The 19,236-nt window shown below is 40.1% G+C and carries 18 protein-coding genes and 1 rRNA gene; 16 read left to right on the top strand and 3 right to left on the bottom strand.

Annotated features, from left to right (window positions below; all coding sequences use genetic code 11):
- Positions 1-14: 14 nt before the first annotated feature.
- Positions 15-3,551 (bottom strand): pyruvate:ferredoxin (flavodoxin) oxidoreductase, encoded by a 3,537-nt coding sequence (gene nifJ / locus BUC16_RS05795; protein ID WP_073369495.1) that lies wholly within the window; start codon positions 3,549-3,551, stop codon positions 15-17.
- 134 nt (positions 3,552-3,685) lie between these two features.
- Positions 3,686-4,039 (bottom strand): 4Fe-4S dicluster domain-containing protein, encoded by a 354-nt coding sequence (locus BUC16_RS05790; RefSeq protein WP_073368809.1) that lies wholly within the window; start codon positions 4,037-4,039, stop codon positions 3,686-3,688.
- A 152-nt stretch (positions 4,040-4,191) separates the two neighbouring features.
- Here BUC16_RS05790 and BUC16_RS05785 point away from each other — a divergent pair, with 152 nt between their 5' ends.
- The 16 genes from BUC16_RS05785 to BUC16_RS05710 all read left to right on the top strand — a co-directional run bounded on the left by BUC16_RS05785 (position 4,192) and on the right by BUC16_RS05710 (position 18,883).
- Positions 4,192-6,045 (top strand): 2-oxoacid:acceptor oxidoreductase subunit alpha, encoded by a 1,854-nt coding sequence (locus tag BUC16_RS05785; RefSeq protein WP_073368807.1) that lies wholly within the window; start codon positions 4,192-4,194, stop codon positions 6,043-6,045.
- 1 nt (position 6,046) lies between these two features.
- Positions 6,047-7,060 (top strand): 2-oxoacid:ferredoxin oxidoreductase subunit beta, encoded by a 1,014-nt coding sequence (locus BUC16_RS05780; RefSeq protein ID WP_073368805.1) that lies wholly within the window; start codon positions 6,047-6,049, stop codon positions 7,058-7,060.
- Positions 7,061-7,086: 26 nt separating this feature from the next.
- A complete protein-coding gene (locus BUC16_RS05775) occupies positions 7,087-7,437 on the top strand; it encodes an NADH-quinone oxidoreductase subunit A (protein ID WP_073368802.1) in 351 nt (116 codons plus the stop codon).
- Entirely contained in the window at positions 7,428-7,988 is a 561-nt protein-coding gene (locus BUC16_RS05770) for an NADH-quinone oxidoreductase subunit B (protein ID WP_073368800.1), read from the top strand. The genes BUC16_RS05775 and BUC16_RS05770 overlap by 10 nt, the downstream gene beginning before the upstream one ends.
- A 67-nt stretch (positions 7,989-8,055) precedes the next feature.
- The gene (locus BUC16_RS05765) at positions 8,056-8,517 is read left to right on the top strand and encodes an NADH-quinone oxidoreductase subunit C (RefSeq protein ID WP_073369493.1); all 462 of its coding nucleotides are present in this window, start codon (positions 8,056-8,058) and stop codon (positions 8,515-8,517) included.
- Positions 8,518-8,872: 355 nt separating this feature from the next.
- On the top strand, positions 8,873-9,994 hold the full coding sequence (locus tag BUC16_RS05760; protein WP_073368798.1) for an NADH-quinone oxidoreductase subunit D: 1,122 nt from the start codon (positions 8,873-8,875) through the stop codon (positions 9,992-9,994).
- Between the two features lie 10 nt (positions 9,995-10,004).
- Positions 10,005-11,057, top strand: coding sequence for an NADH-quinone oxidoreductase subunit NuoH (gene nuoH / locus BUC16_RS05755; protein WP_073368796.1), 1,053 nt, complete (start codon positions 10,005-10,007; stop codon positions 11,055-11,057).
- 5 nt (positions 11,058-11,062) lie between these two features.
- The gene (locus BUC16_RS05750) at positions 11,063-11,539 is read left to right on the top strand and encodes a 4Fe-4S binding protein (protein ID WP_073368794.1); all 477 of its coding nucleotides are present in this window, start codon (positions 11,063-11,065) and stop codon (positions 11,537-11,539) included.
- Between the two features lie 4 nt (positions 11,540-11,543).
- Positions 11,544-12,065 (top strand): NADH-quinone oxidoreductase subunit J family protein, encoded by a 522-nt coding sequence (locus BUC16_RS05745; protein WP_073368792.1) that lies wholly within the window; start codon positions 11,544-11,546, stop codon positions 12,063-12,065.
- A complete protein-coding gene (nuoK, locus tag BUC16_RS05740; protein WP_073368790.1) occupies positions 12,062-12,379 on the top strand; it encodes an NADH-quinone oxidoreductase subunit NuoK in 318 nt (105 codons plus the stop codon). Before BUC16_RS05745 ends, nuoK begins: the two co-directional genes overlap by 4 nt.
- 12 nt (positions 12,380-12,391) lie before the next feature.
- Positions 12,392-14,317: an NADH-quinone oxidoreductase subunit L gene (gene nuoL, locus BUC16_RS05735; RefSeq protein WP_073368788.1), complete on the top strand. Its 1,926-nt coding sequence runs from the start codon at positions 12,392-12,394 to the stop codon at positions 14,315-14,317.
- 12 nt (positions 14,318-14,329) lie between these two features.
- Positions 14,330-15,826, top strand: a complete 1,497-nt coding sequence (locus BUC16_RS05730; protein ID WP_073368786.1) for a complex I subunit 4 family protein — start codon at positions 14,330-14,332, stop codon at positions 15,824-15,826.
- Positions 15,827-15,836: 10 nt separating this feature from the next.
- Positions 15,837-17,267 (top strand): NADH-quinone oxidoreductase subunit N, encoded by a 1,431-nt coding sequence (locus BUC16_RS05725; protein WP_073368784.1) that lies wholly within the window; start codon positions 15,837-15,839, stop codon positions 17,265-17,267.
- A gap of 3 nt (positions 17,268-17,270) precedes the next feature.
- Positions 17,271-17,597, top strand: coding sequence for a hypothetical protein (locus BUC16_RS05720; RefSeq protein ID WP_073368782.1), 327 nt, complete (start codon positions 17,271-17,273; stop codon positions 17,595-17,597).
- A 101-nt stretch (positions 17,598-17,698) separates the two neighbouring features.
- Positions 17,699-18,343 carry an endonuclease III domain-containing protein gene (locus BUC16_RS05715; RefSeq protein ID WP_073368780.1) on the top strand — a complete coding sequence of 215 codons (645 nt, stop codon included), beginning with the start codon at positions 17,699-17,701 and terminating at the stop codon, positions 18,341-18,343.
- A gap of 6 nt (positions 18,344-18,349) precedes the next feature.
- Complete coding sequence (locus tag BUC16_RS05710; protein ID WP_073368778.1) at positions 18,350-18,883, top strand: 2'-5' RNA ligase family protein; 534 nt, start codon at positions 18,350-18,352, stop codon at positions 18,881-18,883.
- 90 nt (positions 18,884-18,973) lie between these two features.
- Here BUC16_RS05710 and rrf read toward each other — a convergent pair.
- A 5S ribosomal RNA gene (gene rrf / locus BUC16_RS05705) occupies positions 18,974-19,083 on the bottom strand.
- Between the last annotated feature and the right edge of the window lie 153 nt (positions 19,084-19,236).

The raw sequence follows: 19,236 nt of genomic DNA, 5'->3' as shown, positions 1-19,236 counted from the left end.
AATGCAGTTTCAAATTACATGTCTCTATACAATTCCAATCTTTCCCATTTGGTATGCACTTCTTCCTGGGCTTGATTCAACAAAGTGGCTCCCAATTCAGGATTTTCTTTGACAACCCTGTTGAAACGGGCTTCGTTGTACATAAAGTCGCTCAAAGGAATGCTTGGCTCTTTGGAATCCAGTTTGAATTTCTTGCCTTTTGGTTGTGAAGGATCAAATCTGAAGAGTGGCCAATAGCCGGAATCGATGGCTTTTTCTTGTTGCGAAATGGCATGTTTCAATTCGTAACCGTGTTCGCCGCAATGAGAATAAGCAATAATCAAGGATGGTCCAGGATAAGCAGCCGCTTCTTGAATGGCTCTCAAGGATTGTAAATCCTTGGCTCCCATGGCAATTTGGGCAACATAAACATTACCATAAGAAATCGCTTGAAGCGCCATGCTTTTTTTGCTGGTTTTCTTGCCACCAATGGTAAACTTGGCACTTGCTCCCAGAGGAGTCGATTTCGAAGCCTGTCCACCAGTGTTTGAATACACCTCGGTGTCCATTACTAAAATATTGATGTCTTCTCCTGTAGACAAAACGTGGTCCACTCCACCGTATCCGATGTCGTAAGCCCAACCGTCTCCACCAAATATCCAAACCGCTTTCTTGCGCAAATATTCTGTCAATTGGCTTAATTTTTTGGCATCTTCATTGCCTTGATGTTCATCCAATATTTTCTGAAGTGCTTCAATTTGGGCAAATTTTTCTTTTTTAAGAATTTCATTCTCTTCCGTGTTGTTGATAATGGCTTCCACAAGTTCACTTCCGATGATAGGTTCCAATGTTTTTAATAGGTCAACGGCAATTTCTTGTTTTTTGGTCAACCCTAATTTCATTCCCAAACCAAACTCGGCATTGTCTTCAAAAAGTGAGTTGGCCCAAGCCGGTCCTCTTCCAAATTCATTTTTCTTGTAGGGAGTCGTCGGCAAGTTCCCTCCATAAATGGAAGAACATCCCGTTGCATTGGCAATCATCATGCTGTCTCCATACAATTGGGTAATCAACTTGATATAAGGTGTTTCTCCACAACCAGAACAAGCTCCCGAGAATTCAAATAACGGCTCCAAAAATTGCGCTCCTTTCACATTTGAAATTTGCAATGCGGTACGATCGTAATAAGGTAATTTGACAAAATGTTCCCAATTCACGTTCTCTTCAACATCAACCTCAATTTTCCTGTGCATATTGATGGCCTTGAAGTCTTCTTTCTCTTTGCTTACCGCAGGACAAACCGCAACACATAAATCGCAACCGGTACAATCTTCCGGAGAAACTTGCAAAACATAAGATTCATTTTCTTTGGAGAATGGTCTTCCTATGGCTGGCTCGCTTTTTAAAGAAGTTGGAAAACTAGCGATGTCTTCGTTGGAAATTACTTTGGAACGAATGGCTGCGTGAGGACAAATGGCGATACATTTATTACATTGCGTGCATAATTTTTCGTCGTCCCAAACCGGAATAAAATCGGCAATTCCGCTTTTTTCAAATTGTGAAGTTCCTGTTGGGAAAGTTCCGTCAACTGCAAAAGCGCTTACTGGAAGTTCGTCTCCAAAACCGGCCAATATTTTTTCCAAAACTTCGGTGACAAAACCGTCAGGCGCACCTCGCATTGCCGATGCCAATTGTTTTTCGCTGGATGCCACTTTTGGATAGTCCACTTGAAATAGATTTTCCAATGCTTTGTCCACGGCGTTAAAGTTCATTTTTACCACTTTTTCTCCTTTGTGGGAATAGGATTTTACGATGGCATCTTTAATTTTCTGAATGGCTTCGTCTTTAGGCAAAATCCCAGAAATGGCAAAGAAACAAGTTTGCAAAATGGTGTTGGCTCTTTTTCCAAGACTGGCTTCAAATGCTACTTTGGTGGCGTCAATCACATAAAACTTGGCTTCTTTTTCGATGATTCCTTGTTGAATTTGAATGGGCAATCTTTCCCAAATTTCGTCTTTGGAATAAGGAGAATTCAGCAAGAAAGTACCGCCGTGTTTCAAGTCGGCAGTCATGTTGAATTTTTCGACAAAATTAAACTTGTGACTGGCAATAAAATCGGCTTTGTCAACCAAATAATTGGAATTGATTGGATCTGGACCAAAACGCAAGTGCGATATAGTCTGTGCTCCCGCTTTTTTGGAATCATAAACAAAATATCCCTGCACATAATTATCGGTAGTTTCTCCAATGATTTTGATGGAGTTTTTATTCGCACCAACCGTACCATCTGAACCCAAACCGTAGAACATGCAGTTAATGGTGGTAGCTTTGGTGTCGAATGTGTTGTCGTAATACAAACTTTTGAAAGTCACGTCGTCGTTGATACCAATCGTGAAGTGGTTTTTCGGTTTTTTGTTCAACAACTCGTCATAAATTCCTTTAACCATGGCTGGAGTAAACTCTTTGGACGACAATCCGTAACGACCGGCAACAATAACCGGCAATTCGATTCCACTTTCCACCAATGCAGCCACAACTTCCAAATAAAGAGGATCACCAACGCTTCCTGGTTCTTTGGTTCTATCCAAAACGGCTATTTTTTGGACAGTTTTCGGCAATTTTTCCACGAAGGCGGCTATTGAAAACGGATTGAACAATCGAACCAATATCACTCCCACTTTTTCACCTTCGGCCACCATAACGTCCAAAGCTTCTTTCACGGGACCTTCGGCAGATCCCATAATGATGATTACTCTTTCGGCTTCTGGGTGACCTATATAATCAAACAAATTGTATCTCCGACCAGTGTGTTCGTAGAATTCGTCCATTGTTTCCTGAACAACTCCAGGAACTCTGTCATAAAATGTATTGCAAGCTTCCCTGGCCTGGAAGAACACGTCAGGGTTTTGGGTGGTTCCCCTCAATACTGGATTATCTGAATCCAATGATCTTTTGCGGTGTTCCATCACTTTGTCCTCCGGTATCATTGCCCGGATGATTTCGTCTGGAATACCGTCGATTTTCGAAATTTCGTGTGAAGTCCTGAAACCGTCAAAAATATTCAAGAATGGCACTCTAGTTTTTAATGTGGCCACTTGGGAAATCAAGGCAAAATCGTGGGCTTCCTGAACAGAACCGCCAAACAACATAGAGAATCCTGTTTGTCGGCAAGCCATCACGTCGGAATGGTCGCCAAAGATGGACAATGCATGCGTGGCAATTGTCCTGGCAGCAACGTGGATAACGCAAGGCAATAATTCCCCGGCGATTTTATACATGTTGGGAATCATCAACAACAACCCTTGTGAAGCCGTAAATGTCGAAGTCAATGCACCTGCCTGCAATGAGCCGTGAACGGTACCTGCCGCTCCACCTTCGCTTTGCAATTCAACAATTCTTGGAACATTGTTCCAAATATTTTTTTTACCCTTGGAGCTGTAAAGTTCCGCATGTTCCCCCATTGGCGAAGATGGCGTAATAGGATAAATAGCACAGACTTCATTTGTCTTGTGAGCGATAATGGCAACCGCTTCGTTACCATCACAAATTAATTTTGGAATTTTTTTTGTATTCATTTTGCTAGTTGTTGGCACTATCTTGAATCCGCTACTATTTATTCCATCTGCAAATCACCGATAGCATTAATGTTAAAGATTAAAAAAAGCTAAAAACTTTTTTATTAGAAAAGGGAGTCTAGCTTTATTCCGAATTAGTTTTCACTATATAACCAGGCTTTTTTGTGCAATAATTGTTCTTCTGTTTCTTTGTGATTCACGTCAACAATACAACAATCCACGGGACAAACGGAAGCACATTGTGGTTCATCATGGAAACCTTTACACTCAGTACATTTATCTGATACGATATAGAAAAATTCATCGGAAACAGGATCGTTTTCTGCACTTGCATCAACTTCTGCTCCGTTAAGGGCGCTCACCATTCCTTTTAAAGATGTCCCGTCTGAATAAGACCATTTGGTGTCTGGTTCGTAAATTGCATTGTTGGGACATTCTGAAATACATGCATCGCAATTAATGCATTCGTCTGTAATTACAATAGCCATATTATTATATATTTAATAATTATACGTAAATTTAAATGCCTTTTAATTACTTTTATATGATATAAATCATATTTTATTTTATTTAGTGAAATTATATTTGACTCACTGGATATTGCTCATAAATCAGTTTTAAAAATCTAACACTTTAAATCATGATTGCAACAAAAATAAAAACCCAACCCGAAGTCCTTGAAGCAGTTGTCATCCGATTTGTTGGCGATTCAGGAGACGGAATGCAGTTGACGGGAACCCAATTTTCCGACACTTCAGCAATGTTTGGTAATGATATTGCAACTTTCCCCAATTATCCCGCCGAAATTCGAGCCCCACAAGGAAGTTTGTATGGCGTTTCAGGTTTTCAAGTTCATATAGGCAGCATTGAAGTCAGTACTCCCGGCGACAATGTCGATTTATTGGTTGCCATGAATCCGGCAGCTTTAAAAACAAATCTTTATGCCTTAAAACCCGGACACACCTTGGTTGTTGATATCGAAGCATTCAATAAAAAAAATTTGGAAAAAGCAGAATACACGACAAATCCATTGGAAGATGGAAGCCTCGAAAACTATAGGGTGATTCAAGTTGATATGACATCGCTTACCAAAGAAGCCTTGAAAGATGTTGCAGGATTGGACAACAAAACCATTTCTCGAAGTAAAAACATGTTCTCGTTGGGTATGATTTATTGGATGTACAACCGCTCAACAGACCACACCATTGAATTTTTCAATTCTAAATTCAAAAATAACACCAATTTAATAGAAGCCAATACCAAAGTATTGAATGCCGGTTATTATTATGCCGAAACTTTGGAACTTATTCCCAATTCGTACACGATTTCACCGGCAAAAATGGAAAGTGGCACCTATCGAATTATTATGGGCAATACTGCCATGGCTTGGGGATTTTTGGCCGCAGCCGAAAAATCCGGCTTGGGATTGTTCTTGGGTTCTTATCCCATTACGCCGGCCACCGATATTTTGCACGAATTGGTGAAACACAAACACTTTGGCGTAAAAGCCTTTCAGGCAGAAGACGAAATTGCGGGTATCACTTCGGCAATTGGAGCCGCTTTCGCTGGAGATTTGGCAATCACGACCACTTCGGGTCCAGGATTGGCATTAAAAGGAGAAGCCATTGGGCTGGCCATAATGACCGAATTGCCTTTAGTGATCGTGGACGTGCAACGTGGTGGCCCATCAACAGGGTTGCCGACAAAAACGGAACAATCGGATTTGCTGCAGGCGATGTACGGAAGAAATGGCGAAAGTCCCTTGATTGTCATAGCGGCCAGCACGCCAGCCAACTGTTTTAATTTTGCTTTTGAAGCAGCACGTCTTGCCTTGGAACATATGACGCCTGTCATATTATTGTCGGACGGATACATTGCCAACGGCGCAGCTCCTTGGAAAATTCAAACCGTGGCCGATATGCCTGAAATCAAAAGCAACAAGATTACGGAAATCAAGGAAAATTGGCATCCTTATGATAGAGATGAATTTACCCTGGCCCGCAATTGGGCCGTTCCGGGAACTCCGGGATTGGAACATCGCATTGGTGGATTGGAAAAAGATGCCGTAACGGGCAATATTTCTTATGAACCTTCGAACCACGAAAAAATGACCAAGATTAGGGCTGCAAAAATTGAACGTGTTAAATTCAACATTCCCGATTTGGAAACCGAATTTGCATCCGAAGGCGATTTGTTGGTCATTGGATGGGGAGGAACTTATGGTTCCCTGCATTCGGCGGTGAAACAAATGAATGATGAAGGTTATAAAAATATTGGTTTTGCGCATTTCAATTATATCAATCCAATGCCCAAAAACACGGAGGAAATTTTATCCAAATTCAAAAAAATAGTGGTTTGCGAATTAAACAGCGGCCAGTTTGCCAGTATATTAAAAATTAAGTTCAGCCCATTTGAATTTTTACAATTCAACAAAATTCAAGGATTACCATTTGCCAACGATGACCTAATTCAGAAATTTAAAGAACTAGTATAACATGGAAACAATAGCCGAGAAAAATTATACTCCCAAAGATTTCACCAGTAACCAAGAGGTAAGATGGTGTCCGGGTTGCGATGATTACGTGATCTTGCGTACCATGCAAAAAGTGCTTCCCGAAATGGGCGTTGCCAAAGAAGATGTAGTTTTTGTGTCCGGTATAGGATGTTCTTCCCGTTTTCCGTATTATATGGAAACCTACGGAATTCACAGTATTCACGGCAGGGCTCCCGGAATTGCCACGGGCGTAAAACTCGCCAATCCCAATCTGAGCGTTTGGATTGCAACGGGCGACGGCGATGCCATGGCCATTGGCGGCAACCACTTTATACATATTTTGCGAAGAAATATCGATTTGAACATCATCCTCTTCAACAATGAAATCTATGGTTTGACCAAAGGGCAGTTCTCTCCCACTTCATCAATTGGCCAAAAAACAAAATCCTCTCCTTATGGAAATACCCAACCTCCATTTTCTCCCGGAGAATTGGCTTTGGGTGCCCAAGCGAGATTTTTTGCCAGAGTTGGCGGCAACAGCCCAAAAGAAATGGGACAAATTTTTATTGAAGCCCATAAATTTAAAGGAACTTCCTTGATTGAAGTCTTGCAAAACTGCGTGATTTTTAATGACGGCTGTTTTGACCACGTTACCGATAAAGAAGTGAAAGAAGACAAACAAATTTTTCTGGAACACGGCAAACCAATGATTTTCGGAAAAAATAAAGACAGAGGATTAATTTTAAAAGGATTGAAATTAGAAGTGGTTACCATTGGCGAAAATGGAATCACGCAGGAAGATATTTTGGTTCACAATGCCAAAGAACAAGATCCCACGCTTCACCAAATGTTGGTTCGACAAGAATATCCAATGGCGACGGGAGTGATTCGTAGCTTCAACGATGTTACCTTCGAAGAAAGAGAAAATGCTTTAACGGCACAAGTCAAAGCCAATTCCAGTTTTACCAAAGCAGACGATTTGTTCTTTTCGGGTGAAACTTATGAAGTGAAATAATTAGCAAACGAATAAAAATAATCAATATGGGTTCAGAAGCAATTATAGTTTTTTTGTTGGCAGGAATCGTTTTGGTAGCAGGTGCCAACTTACTATCCAATTTAATTTCGCCAAAATCTGACAATACACAAAAAAGAGAACCGTATGAAAGTGGGATGAACACAATTGGTCCAACTTGGGTACAGTTTAAAGTTGGCTATTATTTATACGCCATTTTGTTTTTGGTTTTTGATGTCGAGGTGGCGTTTTTGATTCCTTGGGCAGTAGTTTTCAAGGAAATTGGGATAGTGGCTTTTTACGAAATTATCATCTTTCTAATAATACTGGGTTTAGGTTTGGCCTATGCCTGGAAAAAAGGAGCATTAAAATGGGAATAAACAACACCCCCGAAATACCTGCAGATTTCCCCGGAAAAGTAATTCCGGCTGGAAATGGGGCGAATGTCATCATAACTTCATTGGACCAAATCATCAATTGGGGCCGAGCTAATTCACTTTGGTCGCTTTATTTTGGAACCAGTTGCTGCGCCATCGAAATGATGCAGACAGGAGCTGCCCGCCACGATTATTCCAGATTTGGATTCGAGGTGGCAAGACCTTCGCCAAGACAAGCCGATTTAATCATAATTGCAGGAACGATAGTCAACAAAATGGCTCCGGTTTTGCGCAGATTGTACGATCAAATGGCCGAACCTAAATACGTGATTGCCATGGGAGCTTGCGCCATTTCCGGAGGCCCTTTCTATTATAATTCCTATTCAGTAGTGAAAGGTGCCGATCACGTAATTCCCGTGGATGTTTATGTTCCGGGTTGTCCACCTCGTCCGGAAGCTTTATTGGAAGGAATGTTGATGTTACAAGACAAAATACGAACTGAAAGCATGAAAAACAAAGTATTCCCTATCGACGGGTTTGATGAAGGACTTTGAGAAGTTAGAGTTAAAGTTTAAAACCTTTTACTTCTAACATCAATAATTGTTTAAAAAACTAATGATCATGATTAACGAAGAATTGCAAAGCTTGATAAGCACCTGGATTCCCGAATTGGAATTCACAGAAGAAAAATCCCAATTTTTAAACATAACGGTTCAACCCGAACATTTACACCAATTAATGTCGCAGTTAAAAAGTAATCCCAAAACCAATTTCAATTATTTGTTTTGCTTGAGCGGCGTGGATTGGGAGGTGGCAATGGGCGTGGTGTATCATCTCGAATCCACTATTCACCGACATTCGATTGTGGTAAAAGTAAAAACTACCGACCGGGAAAATCCAACATTCGACTCGGTTTGCGACATTTGGTACACTGCTGAATTCCACGAACGGGAAGTTTTTGATTTCTTCGGAATAAAATTCAACAACCACCCCAATTTGAAAAGACTCTTCTTGACCGAAGAATGGGATGGATTTCCGCTTAGAAAAGATTACGTGGATGAAATTAACATGGTTATCAAATAATAGAGTTGTTTTTCTTTTGAACCATTAAGGAAATTAAGGTTCATTAAGATCAAAACTTAACTTTCTTAATGGTTTAAAAATGAAAATTTAAGTCCACAAAGAGAACGTTCAAATAATAGAGTTGTTTTTCTTTTGAACCATTAAGGAAATTAAGGTTCATTAAGATCAAAACTTAACTTTCTTAATGGTTTAAAAATGAAAATTTAAGTCCACGAAGAAGACGTTCAAATAATTAAAGTTATTTTCTTTTAGAACCATCAAGATAATTAAGGTTCATTAAGATTAAAACTTAACTTTCTTAATGGTTTAAAAAATGAAAATTTAAGTCCGCAAAGCGGGCATACAAATAAATAAAATGGACGCAACTACCAAAACCAACAATTTTAAATCCGAAGAATATTTCATCAATATGGGGCCACAACACCCGGCAACACACGGTGTTTTGCGCTTGTTGTTGACCATTGACGGTGAAATAATCAAAAAGGTGGAACCTGATTTGGGATACATCCACCGTTCCATCGAAAAAATGTGTGAACGCGACAGCTACCAACAAATCGTGCATTTGACCGACCGAATGGATTATCTTTCTTCACATATCAACAACGAAGCGGTTTGTCTGACGGTTGAAAACGCCCTAAAATTGGAGATTCCGGATCGTGTAAAAGTCATTCGCACCATTATTGCCGAATTGACCCGAATTGCTTCCCATACTTTGTGGTGGGGCGTAATGGGAATGGATGTTGGTGCCTTGACGACTTATTTCTACGGTTTCAGAGACCGAGAAATGATCAACGATATTTTCGAGGAAACTTGTGGCGCCCGTTTGACGATGAACTACAACATTCCCGGAGGATTGATGTTTGACATTCACCCGAATTTTGTAAAAAGAACCAAAGAATTCATCGCCCATTTCAAAACAAAATTACCTGAATACGACACCCTTTTGACAGGAAACATCATTTTCCAAAAAAGGATGAAAGGCATCGGAATTTTGTCCAAGGAAGATGCCATTTCGTTTGGTGCTTCTGGCCCGGTTGGTCGTGGCTCCGGTTATTCTTGCGACGTGAGAAAACACCATCCGTACAGTGCTTACGACAAAGTGACTTTCAATGAAGTCTTGAAAACCGAAGGCGATACTTTTGCCCGTTACCAAGTCCGCGTTATGGAAATGTGGGAATCCCTGTCGATAATCGAACAATTGATAGACAACATTCCCGAAGGAGATTATAAAGTGGCAACCAATGTCGTAATCAAATTACCGGAAGGAGAATATTACCAAAAAGTGGAAACTGCCCGAGGTGAATTGGGCGTTTACATCATCAGTACTGGAACGAAAAATCCGTATCGTTTAAAATTCCGTTCGCCGGGATTCTCCAACTTGTCCTTGTTAAACCACATCGCCGTTGGCGGAAAGATTGGAGATTTAGTGGCAACAATGGCAACATTAGACCTTGTAATTCCTGATATCGACCGATAAAAACAATACTATGAACATCACAAAAAATATTCACGAATGGCTTTTTAGCCTGATGCCGGAAACCACGGCAAGCATAGTGGAAATGGTATTGATAGCCGTTATTTACCTAGCCATTTTTGCAGTTGCAGGTCTGTATTTGGTGTTACTCGAAAGAAGAGTTGCCGCCTGGTTTCAATTGCGTTTGGGTCCAAACCGAGTGGGTTATCAAGGATTGTTGCAAACGATGGCCGATGCCTTGAAATTAGTTTCCAAAGAGCTGACAGTTACCATAAAAGCCGACAAATTCTTGTATAATTTGGCTCCTTATTTTGTTATCGTCACCGCCTTGATGGCACTTTCACTCTTCCCTTTTTCGAAAGAATTTCAAGCTTTTGACATTAATATTGGTATTTTCTTTTTGACCGCCATATCCTCCATTGGAGTTATCGGGATTTTATTGGCGGGTTGGAGCAGCAACAACAAATTTTCCTTGATTGGCGCAATGCGAAGCGGTGTTCAAACCATCAGTTACGAATTATCCGTTGGATTATCCCTCTTGACAATGGTCGTGATGACTGGTTCTTTGCAACTTTCGCAAATCGTCGAAGTTCAAAAAAGCGGCTGGCTCATTGTTCAAGGGCATATTCCTGCCATCATCGCTTTTTGCATTTATATGGTTGCCGGAACTGCCGAAACGAATAGAGCGCCTTTCGACTTGGTCGAAGCCGAATCTGAATTGGGTGCTGGTTTTCACACCGAATACTCGGGAATGAAGTTTGCCTATTTCTTTTTGGCAGAATTTATCAATATGTTCATTATAGCGGCAATCGCGACAACCATATTTTTTGGAGCCTATTTATCTCCTTTTGGAATAACGGAATCCATTCCATTGCTGGGCGTATTTTGGTTTTTGGCAAAAACATTGGCCTTGGTTTTTTTAATGATGTGGTTCCGATGGACTTTTCCAAGATTGAGAATCGACCAACTTTTGGTATTGGAATGGAAATATTTACTCCCGTTGAACTTGATGAACTTGATTTTGATGGCATTAATGGTCTTGCTCGGATTAACCATTAAATTTTAATACTTATGAGTTATTTTTCAGACATATATCACGCAGTAAAATCACTTCTTACGGGAATGAGTGTTACCGGAAAGTACTTTTTGCATTCCAGAAAAGGCGCCATAACCCAGCAATACCCTGAGAACAGGGACACATTGAAAATGTTTGAACGTTTTCGTGGCGAAGTGGTGATGCCCCACGACGAGAACAACATGCACCGTTGCACGGGTTGTCAAAAATGTGAATTGGCTTGCCCCAACGGAAGCATCGAAATTATTTGGGATAGACAAATTGATCCAGAAACTGGCAAAAAGAAAAAAATGATAGACAAACACATTTACCATTTGGGAATGTGCACCATGTGTGGTCTTTGCATTGAAGCCTGCCCTACCGATGCCATCAAATGGGCACAAAATTTCGAAAATTCCGTTTACGACAGAACACAACTCACTAAAGTTTTAAACAAACCGGGATCACGATTATTGCCTGGTGTAGAAGATTAATCTTATGGAAAAAATAATATTTTATATTCTGGCCTTGATAATGATTGTTTTCGCAATTGCGTCCGTAACAAGTCGCCAAATGCTTCGATCCGTTATATACCTGCTGTTTGTGTTGATAGGAATTGCGGGACTTTATTTTCTGATTGATTATAATTTCTTGGCCGCCGTACAATTGACGGTTTATGCAGGAGGAATTATTGTTTTGGTCATCTTCTCGGTTTTGCTGGTACATCACATAGAAATGGAATTGGAAATGGCAAAATTATCCACAAAATTACTGACTGGATTGGTTTGTCTGATTGGGCTTGGTATTTTCTTGTTTACCATTTACTCACATAATTTCAAAGTGGTCGAAAATTCGAAAACCACGTCGGTTGAAGATATTGGAAGGGGACTTTTAAATTACGATGCCGGCGGATTCATATTGCCTTTTGAAGTCATCAGTATTCTGTTGTTGGCCGCCATGATTGGAGCCATCATCATTGGAAAAGGAGAGAAACTAACTAAAAACGACGACACATTATGATAGCCGGAATTAGCATTTACGAAATTTTCACCCTTACCTCCATTCTGTTTTTTATAGGCATTTATGGATTTATTACCCGAAAAAACCTGATTTCGATTTTAATTTCCATCGAATTACTATTGAATGCATCGGCGGTAAATTTTGTCGTCATCAACAAATATTTATATCCGGATGTGCTGCAAGGCGTTTTCTTTTCGATTTTTATTATTGCCGTGGCTGCCGCCGAAACTGCGCTGGCTGTTGCCATAATCATTAATCTGTATCGACAAATCAGCTCTGTGGAAGTGAAGGACACTGAAATTATGAAGTATTAATACCCTGAAAATATGGACATCTCTTACATACTATTTATTCCGTTGATTCCGCTGGCCGTTTTCTTGCTTTTGGGAATCTTTAACCAACAAATCAAACCGGCCGTTTCGGGTTACATTGGTGTTTTGGGCTTGGCTGTTTCGGCTGCTTTATCTTATTATGCCGCTTACCAATACTTTTTCGTGTCCGTAAAAGTAGAAGGTGTTTACCAAACTTTCGTTGAAAAAACCGTGTGGATGAACTTCACCGACACCTTGCACATTGATATGGGAATTTTGATTGATCCCATTTCCGTGATGATGCTCATCGTGGTGACAACAGTTTCCTTGATGGTGCACATTTATAGCCGAGGGTACATGAAAGGAGACGACGGTTATACCAAATTCTTTGCTTTTTTATCGCTGTTTTCCTTTTCAATGCTAGGATTGGTATTGGCAACAAACCTTTTCCAAATCTATATTTTCTGGGAATTGGTGGGCGTTTCTTCCTATTTGTTAATTGGCTATTACTACGCCAAAACTTCGGCAGTGGCTGCTGCAAAAAAAGCTTTTATAGTAACGCGTTTTGCTGATTTTGGCTTCTTGATTGGAATTTTGATAGTGGGTTATTATGCCGGTACTTTTGATTTTCAAACCTTGAATGCCGTCAATCCGGAAGGCGAAGGATTGCTTTTAAATTGGGCTTCTTCCTCCTTTATGGGATTATCCGTAATTACTTGGGCATTGCTTTTAATCTTTATGGGGGGAGCCGGAAAATCAGCAATGTTCCCTTTACACATTTGGTTACCGGACGCGATGGAAGGACCAACGCCAGTTTCGGCCTTGATTCATGCAGCAACAATGGTTGTGGCTGGAGTTTATTTGGTGGCAAGATTGTTCCCGATGTATTATTTCGTTGAGGATGGATTCGCCTTGAATATTGTGGCTTATGTGGGCGCATTTTCTTCCTTGTTTGCGGCAGTAATTGCCCTCACACAAACGGATATAAAGAGAGTGCTGGCTTTTTCGACGATGTCGCAAATTGGTTACATGATGTTGGCCTTGGGTGTTTCCAGTTATAAAGGTCATGAAGGCGTTGGTTATATGGCGTCGATGTTCCATTTGTTCACACACGCCATGTTCAAAGCCTTGTTATTCTTGGGCGCTGGTTCCGTGATTCACGCGGTTCACAGCAATTATTTGAAAGATATGGGCGGTTTGCGAAAGTATATGCCAATTACCAACATCACTTTCCTGATTGCAGCATTGGCAATAGCCGGAGTGCCGCCGTTTGCGGGATTTTGGAGTAAAGACGAAATCTTGGTCGCTGCTTTCGAAAAAAACCAATTGATTTATTTTATGGCACTTTTCGTGGCGGGATTAACTGCTTTTTATATGTTCCGCCTTTATTTTGGAATATTTTGGGGCAAGGAAACCAAATACGAACATACACCGCACGAATCTCCAATTTCGATGACGTTTCCTTTATTGTTCTTGGCATTTATGAGTGTCGTGTCAGGATTTATTCCTTTCAGCGAATTGGTAACTGCCGACAAAGTTGGATTTGAAGGACATTTGGATTACACATTGGCTGCAGTCGCCGTGGGAACTGGTTTGACCGGAATTATTTTGGCCTGGATTTTCTACAAAAAAGAAAATGACTTGGCCGAAATGTTTGCCTATGGATTTGGAATGTTTTACAAATGGACAAGCAACAAATTCTATTTTGACGAAATATACTTGTTCGTCACCAAAAAAATAATATTTGATTTAGTATCGGCACCAATTGCCAAATTCGACAAGAAATATGTGGATGGAACAATGGAAGACATTGGAAACAAAACAGTCCTGATTTCAGAAAAAATAAAAGGACTACAATCTGGAAGGTTACAAGATTACGCCATGTTTTTTGTTTCGGGAGTCGTGATTGTCGCTTTGGTTTTCATCTATTTATGGATATAACAATAAACTAATATGGATATTTTATCACTCTTTGTAATTGTACCCGTACTCACAGTTTTGGCTTTGGTTTTTTCCAAAGGGTTAAAACAAGCACGAATTATTTCAATGGTTGGAAGTTTCATTCAACTCGGAATGGCCATCAACTTGCTTTTTGTTTATTTAAAAGAAAGAGCCGTCAACAAAAGTGTCATGCTTTTTACCCAAGACACGGTTTGGTTTGAAAATTTCAATATCCATTATGCCACTGGCGTGGATGGGGTTTCGGTTACTTTATTATTGTTGACCTCAATAGTGGTTTTGGCAGGCGTCTTTATTTCTTGGAAAACGGACGATTTACCTAAAGAATTTTTCATCTCGCTTTTGGTGTTGGCCACCGGAGTTTACGGATTCTTCATTTCCATCGATTTGTTTACAATGTTTGTATTCTACGAAATTGCCGTAATCCCAATGTATTTGCTGATTGGAATTTGGGGTTCGGGTCCCAAAGAATATTCGGCAATGAAGTTGACCTTGATGTTGATGGGAGCTTCGGCAGTTTTATTGGTTGGCGTTTTGGGAATTTATTTTAATTCCAATGCCGACGGAGGTGCTTTGACTTTCAATATCTTGGAAATTGCCAAAGTGCACATCCCATTCGAAGTCCAAAAATTATTTTTCCCTTTGACATTTATTGGCTTTGCCGTATTGGGCGCTTTGTTCCCTTTCCACACTTGGTCACCCGACGGTCACGCTTCGGCACCAACCGCAGTATCCATGCTGCATGCGGGAGTTTTAATGAAAATGGGAGGTTATGGAGTCTTTAGAATTGCCATATTCTTGTTGCCCTTGGGAGCCATTGAATGGTCTTGGTTTTTCATCATATTGTCGGCCATTGGAGTAATTTATGGAGCCTTTGGCGCATTGAAACAAACCGACTTAAAATACATCAATGCGTATTCCTCGGTAAGTCACTTGGGAATGGTGTTGTTCGCTTTGTTGATGTTGAACAAAACTGCTTGGAACGGTGCGATTTTACAATCGCTTTCCCACGGATTCATGACAGCCTTGTTCTTTGCCTTGATCGGGATGATTTATGGAAGAACGCATACTAGGGACATCACAAAATTGGGAGGATTATTGAAAGTGATGCCGTTTATATCCGTCATTTATGTAATTGCAGGTTTGGCTTCATTGGGATTGCCTGGATTTAGTGGTTTCATTGCCGAAATGAACATCTTCGTTGGTGCATTCCAACACGAAGAAATGTTCTATAGAGTGGCCACCGTGATTTCGGTATCCGCAATTGTGGTAACCGCAGTTTACATATTGCGGGTACTGGGAATTATGCTGATGGGAGAAGTTAAAAACGAAGAGTTTTTAGACTTGCCAAAGGCGACTTGGTTCGAAATAACGGGAATTTTGCTGCTATTGATTCCAATGATTGGAATGGGCGTGGCGCCACTTTGGTTAAGCGACATGACGATGGACAGTCTCCAACCATTTATTCAAGGAGTATTAAATCATTTATAAAATAACGAAAATGGATTTGAACAGCGTTATCGCAATGAGACAAGAAATTTTTCTGTTGGCAATCCTATTATTGCTGATAGTGGGCGAAATTTTTATGCACAAAGACAAAAAAGGAAGCTTGGTGCATTTGGTCTTGCTTTTATTTGGCATTCATGTCATTATAGGCTTTTTTGCCATTGAAGAAAGTAGTTTGTTTGGTGGAATGTTTCGTACCAATACCCTGATTCACTTCTTCAAAAACACACTTAATGTGGGTGTATTTATAGTTTTGCTTCAATCGTCCGATTGGATTCAAGAAAAAATGACACCCTTGAATAAAGGAGCCGAGTTTTTTATGTTGCTCTTTTCTTCGCTTCTGGGAATGTATTTCATGATTTCGGCGGGTGATTTTTTAATGTTCTATATTGGATTGGAATTGTCGACTTTGCCTGTGGCTGCTTTGGTGGCTTGGGAAACCTCCAAAAGAATTTCGAGTGAAGCCGGAGTAAAATTCATTCTTTCGGCAGGATTGGCTTCGGGTGTTTCCTTGTTCGGAATCTCGTTGTTGTATGCCGCAACTGGCTCGATTTATTTCAACGATGTCATTGCCGTTTTAGCATCAACCAACTTGACAATATTAGGATCCATCTTGTTTTTCGTGGGATTGGCATTCAAAATTTCCTTGGTTCCATTCCACTTTTGGACTGCCGATGTTTATGAAGGAGCCCCAATCGGAATTGCCTCCTATTTGTCGGTAATTTCAAAAGGAGCTGCCGTGTTTATTTTGATGATTTTAATGTTTTCCGTTCTAAAACCATTGATACAAGTTTGGGAAAACATCATTTATGTCTTGGCTCTTGCCACAATGTTTATTGGTAATTTATTTGCTTTGCGCCAACAAAACATGAAGCGTTTCTTGGCCTTTTCTTCGATTGCCCAAGCTGGTTTTATTTTATTGGGTTTAATTACGGGAACACAATTGGGAACGGCGACGGTGGTTTATTTTGTATTGGTGTACATATTCTCGAATTTAGCCGCTTTTGGAGTGGTTCAGTCCATTGCGTCACAAACGGGAAAAGAAAACAGGGACGATTATAATGGTTTGTATAGAACCAATCCCAACCTGAGTCTCGTGATGATGTTGGCATTGTTTTCTTTGGCCGGGATCCCACCGGTGGCAGGATTTTTTGGCAAGTTTTTCTTATTTGCGGCGGCGGCAAGCAAAGGGTATTACCTATTGGTTTTCTTGGCGGTTGTCAACGTGACCATCTCACTTTACTATTATTTATTGGTGGTAAGAGCGATGTTCATTAGAAAAAACGAGAATCCAATTCCTTTTTTCAAGAACAAAATTTATATGAAATTGGGACTAATATTCTCCGTTTTGGGTATTTTGGTTCTGGGAATTTACAGCCCATTGTACGATTACATTTTCGAATTAAGCAACGTTTTTAATAAATAAGTTATGGCATCATTAGACGGAAAACATTCATTTGGAAGCATTGGCGAAACAAGAGTCACTTTTGTCGAAAAAGGCGTTGACGAGGGTCGTAGGGATTTCTTGAAACAACTCTTGGAACACAACTGCTTTGAAGTTATAATTGAAGACGAAACCAAAAAAGCAGAAGAAGATCCCCAATTATATACCGTGGCAGTTACCGATATGGTTTTTAACCCCACCATCTGGATTTTCAATCGAAGATTACAAACGCTCGATGGGCGAAAAGTAACCCAAGACTATTGGTTTCAAAGAACTAATGACACAAAACCACAATATTGGAAAAATTCCTAAAAGCAGAAACAAACCATTACTATTTTTATCTTAACTTTATACAGCTAGTTTCCTAATTCAACTGGGAACTAGCTGTATAAAGTTAAGATAAAAACCAAATTATGAATTTATTCGAAGATCAAAATGATTGGGCAGAGAAATTATCTCCAATTCTAACCAAATATAAAGGTCAAAAACACCCACTGGACTACCATAATTTATTTCAGTTATTGGTAATGGTTGTTCTCTCTGCCCAGGATTCCGATGCCAATATCAATAAAATAGCTCCTACCCTGTTTGCCGCTTTTCCCAATATGGAAAGTCTGTCCGTTTCGAATGTGGAAGTATTAATTCCTCATATCTCCAAAGTCAGGAATTTTGGAACCAAAGCCAATTGGCTAATAGAAATTGCTCAAACCATCCAAAAAGACGAAAATATTCCGCTCACGATGGATGGATTGACTGCCCTGAAAGGTATCGGGCGAAAATCCGCCAATGTCATTATGCGGGAAGCCAATGTCCCAATAGAAGGCATCATTGCCGATTTACACGTTATCAGAGTAGCACCCAGAATCGGATTAATCCCGGAATCCAAGGACGGAATTAAAGCCGAAAAGCAATTGATGCAAGTGCTGCCAAAAGCCATTTGGGGAGAAATTGGAATGGCTATTTCGTTTTTGGGAAGAGAGATTTGCAGGCCAACCAATCCAAAATGCGGAATATGTCCAATTCGAGAAAATTGTCAATATCCATTAAAAACGATTTAAAAAAACATGACACGTCCCATTCCGCTTTTCTCATTGGTCATTTTTCCCAATTCAGAACAATCGACTTTGATCAAGTCCTATAAACAAATACTCAAAAATCATATTGGTTGGTTTGGCAGTGCCAATGCTGCGGCACATATTACGGTAATCAACTTTGAAAACGAAGTCTCGCTTCAACTTCATCTTGACCGGATTAGGGAATTCTGCAAGACTGCCATTCCGCAAAAAGTGACTTTAAACGCTTGGAATTCTTTTGGGGAAAGAACCTTTTTCATTACCCCGGATCAAACATCACAAGAATACCTCGATAATCTCATTGTGGATTTACATCAATATTTAGGTTTTAAAATCAAAAATGCTCACGCTCATTTAAGCATTGCACGAGGGCTAGATGCAAAAAAAATGAAAACAGCCTACGAACTGTTTAGAGATACTCCAATTAATTTACAATTTAATTGTGATTCATTTTATCTGAGGAGATTCAACGAGCAGACCAAACAATATTCTGACATTATGGAAAAGATTGATTTTGGGAAATAGTGTGAAATTACCTATTTGAAAATAGCCTAATTATCCCAAACCATTTATAAACAAAAAACCCCATTCCGACAGGAACAGGGTTTTTCAAAAGAAAGGCGACGACATACTCTCCCACATAACTGCAGTACCATCTGCGCAGGCGGGCTTAACTACTCTGTTCGGGATGGGAAGAGGTGAGCCCCGCCGCAATAACCACCTTAAGGTCGTTTTGCAATGGGTATCCCGATTTTTATCGGGACAACATTACACAATATCTTGACATACTGAGATAAAGAAATTCAATAAATTGTCATCCTGTAAAGGATCTAGAAAGTTTCTTCTCCCGACCGAAGTCGGGAGAAAAGGTGTACATA

The sequence above is a fragment of the Flavobacterium fluvii genome (assembly GCF_900129545.1).
GTDB classification, from domain to species: Bacteria; Bacteroidota; Bacteroidia; order Flavobacteriales; family Flavobacteriaceae; genus Flavobacterium; species Flavobacterium fluvii.
This window is presented reverse-complemented; position numbering and strand designations above follow the sequence as displayed.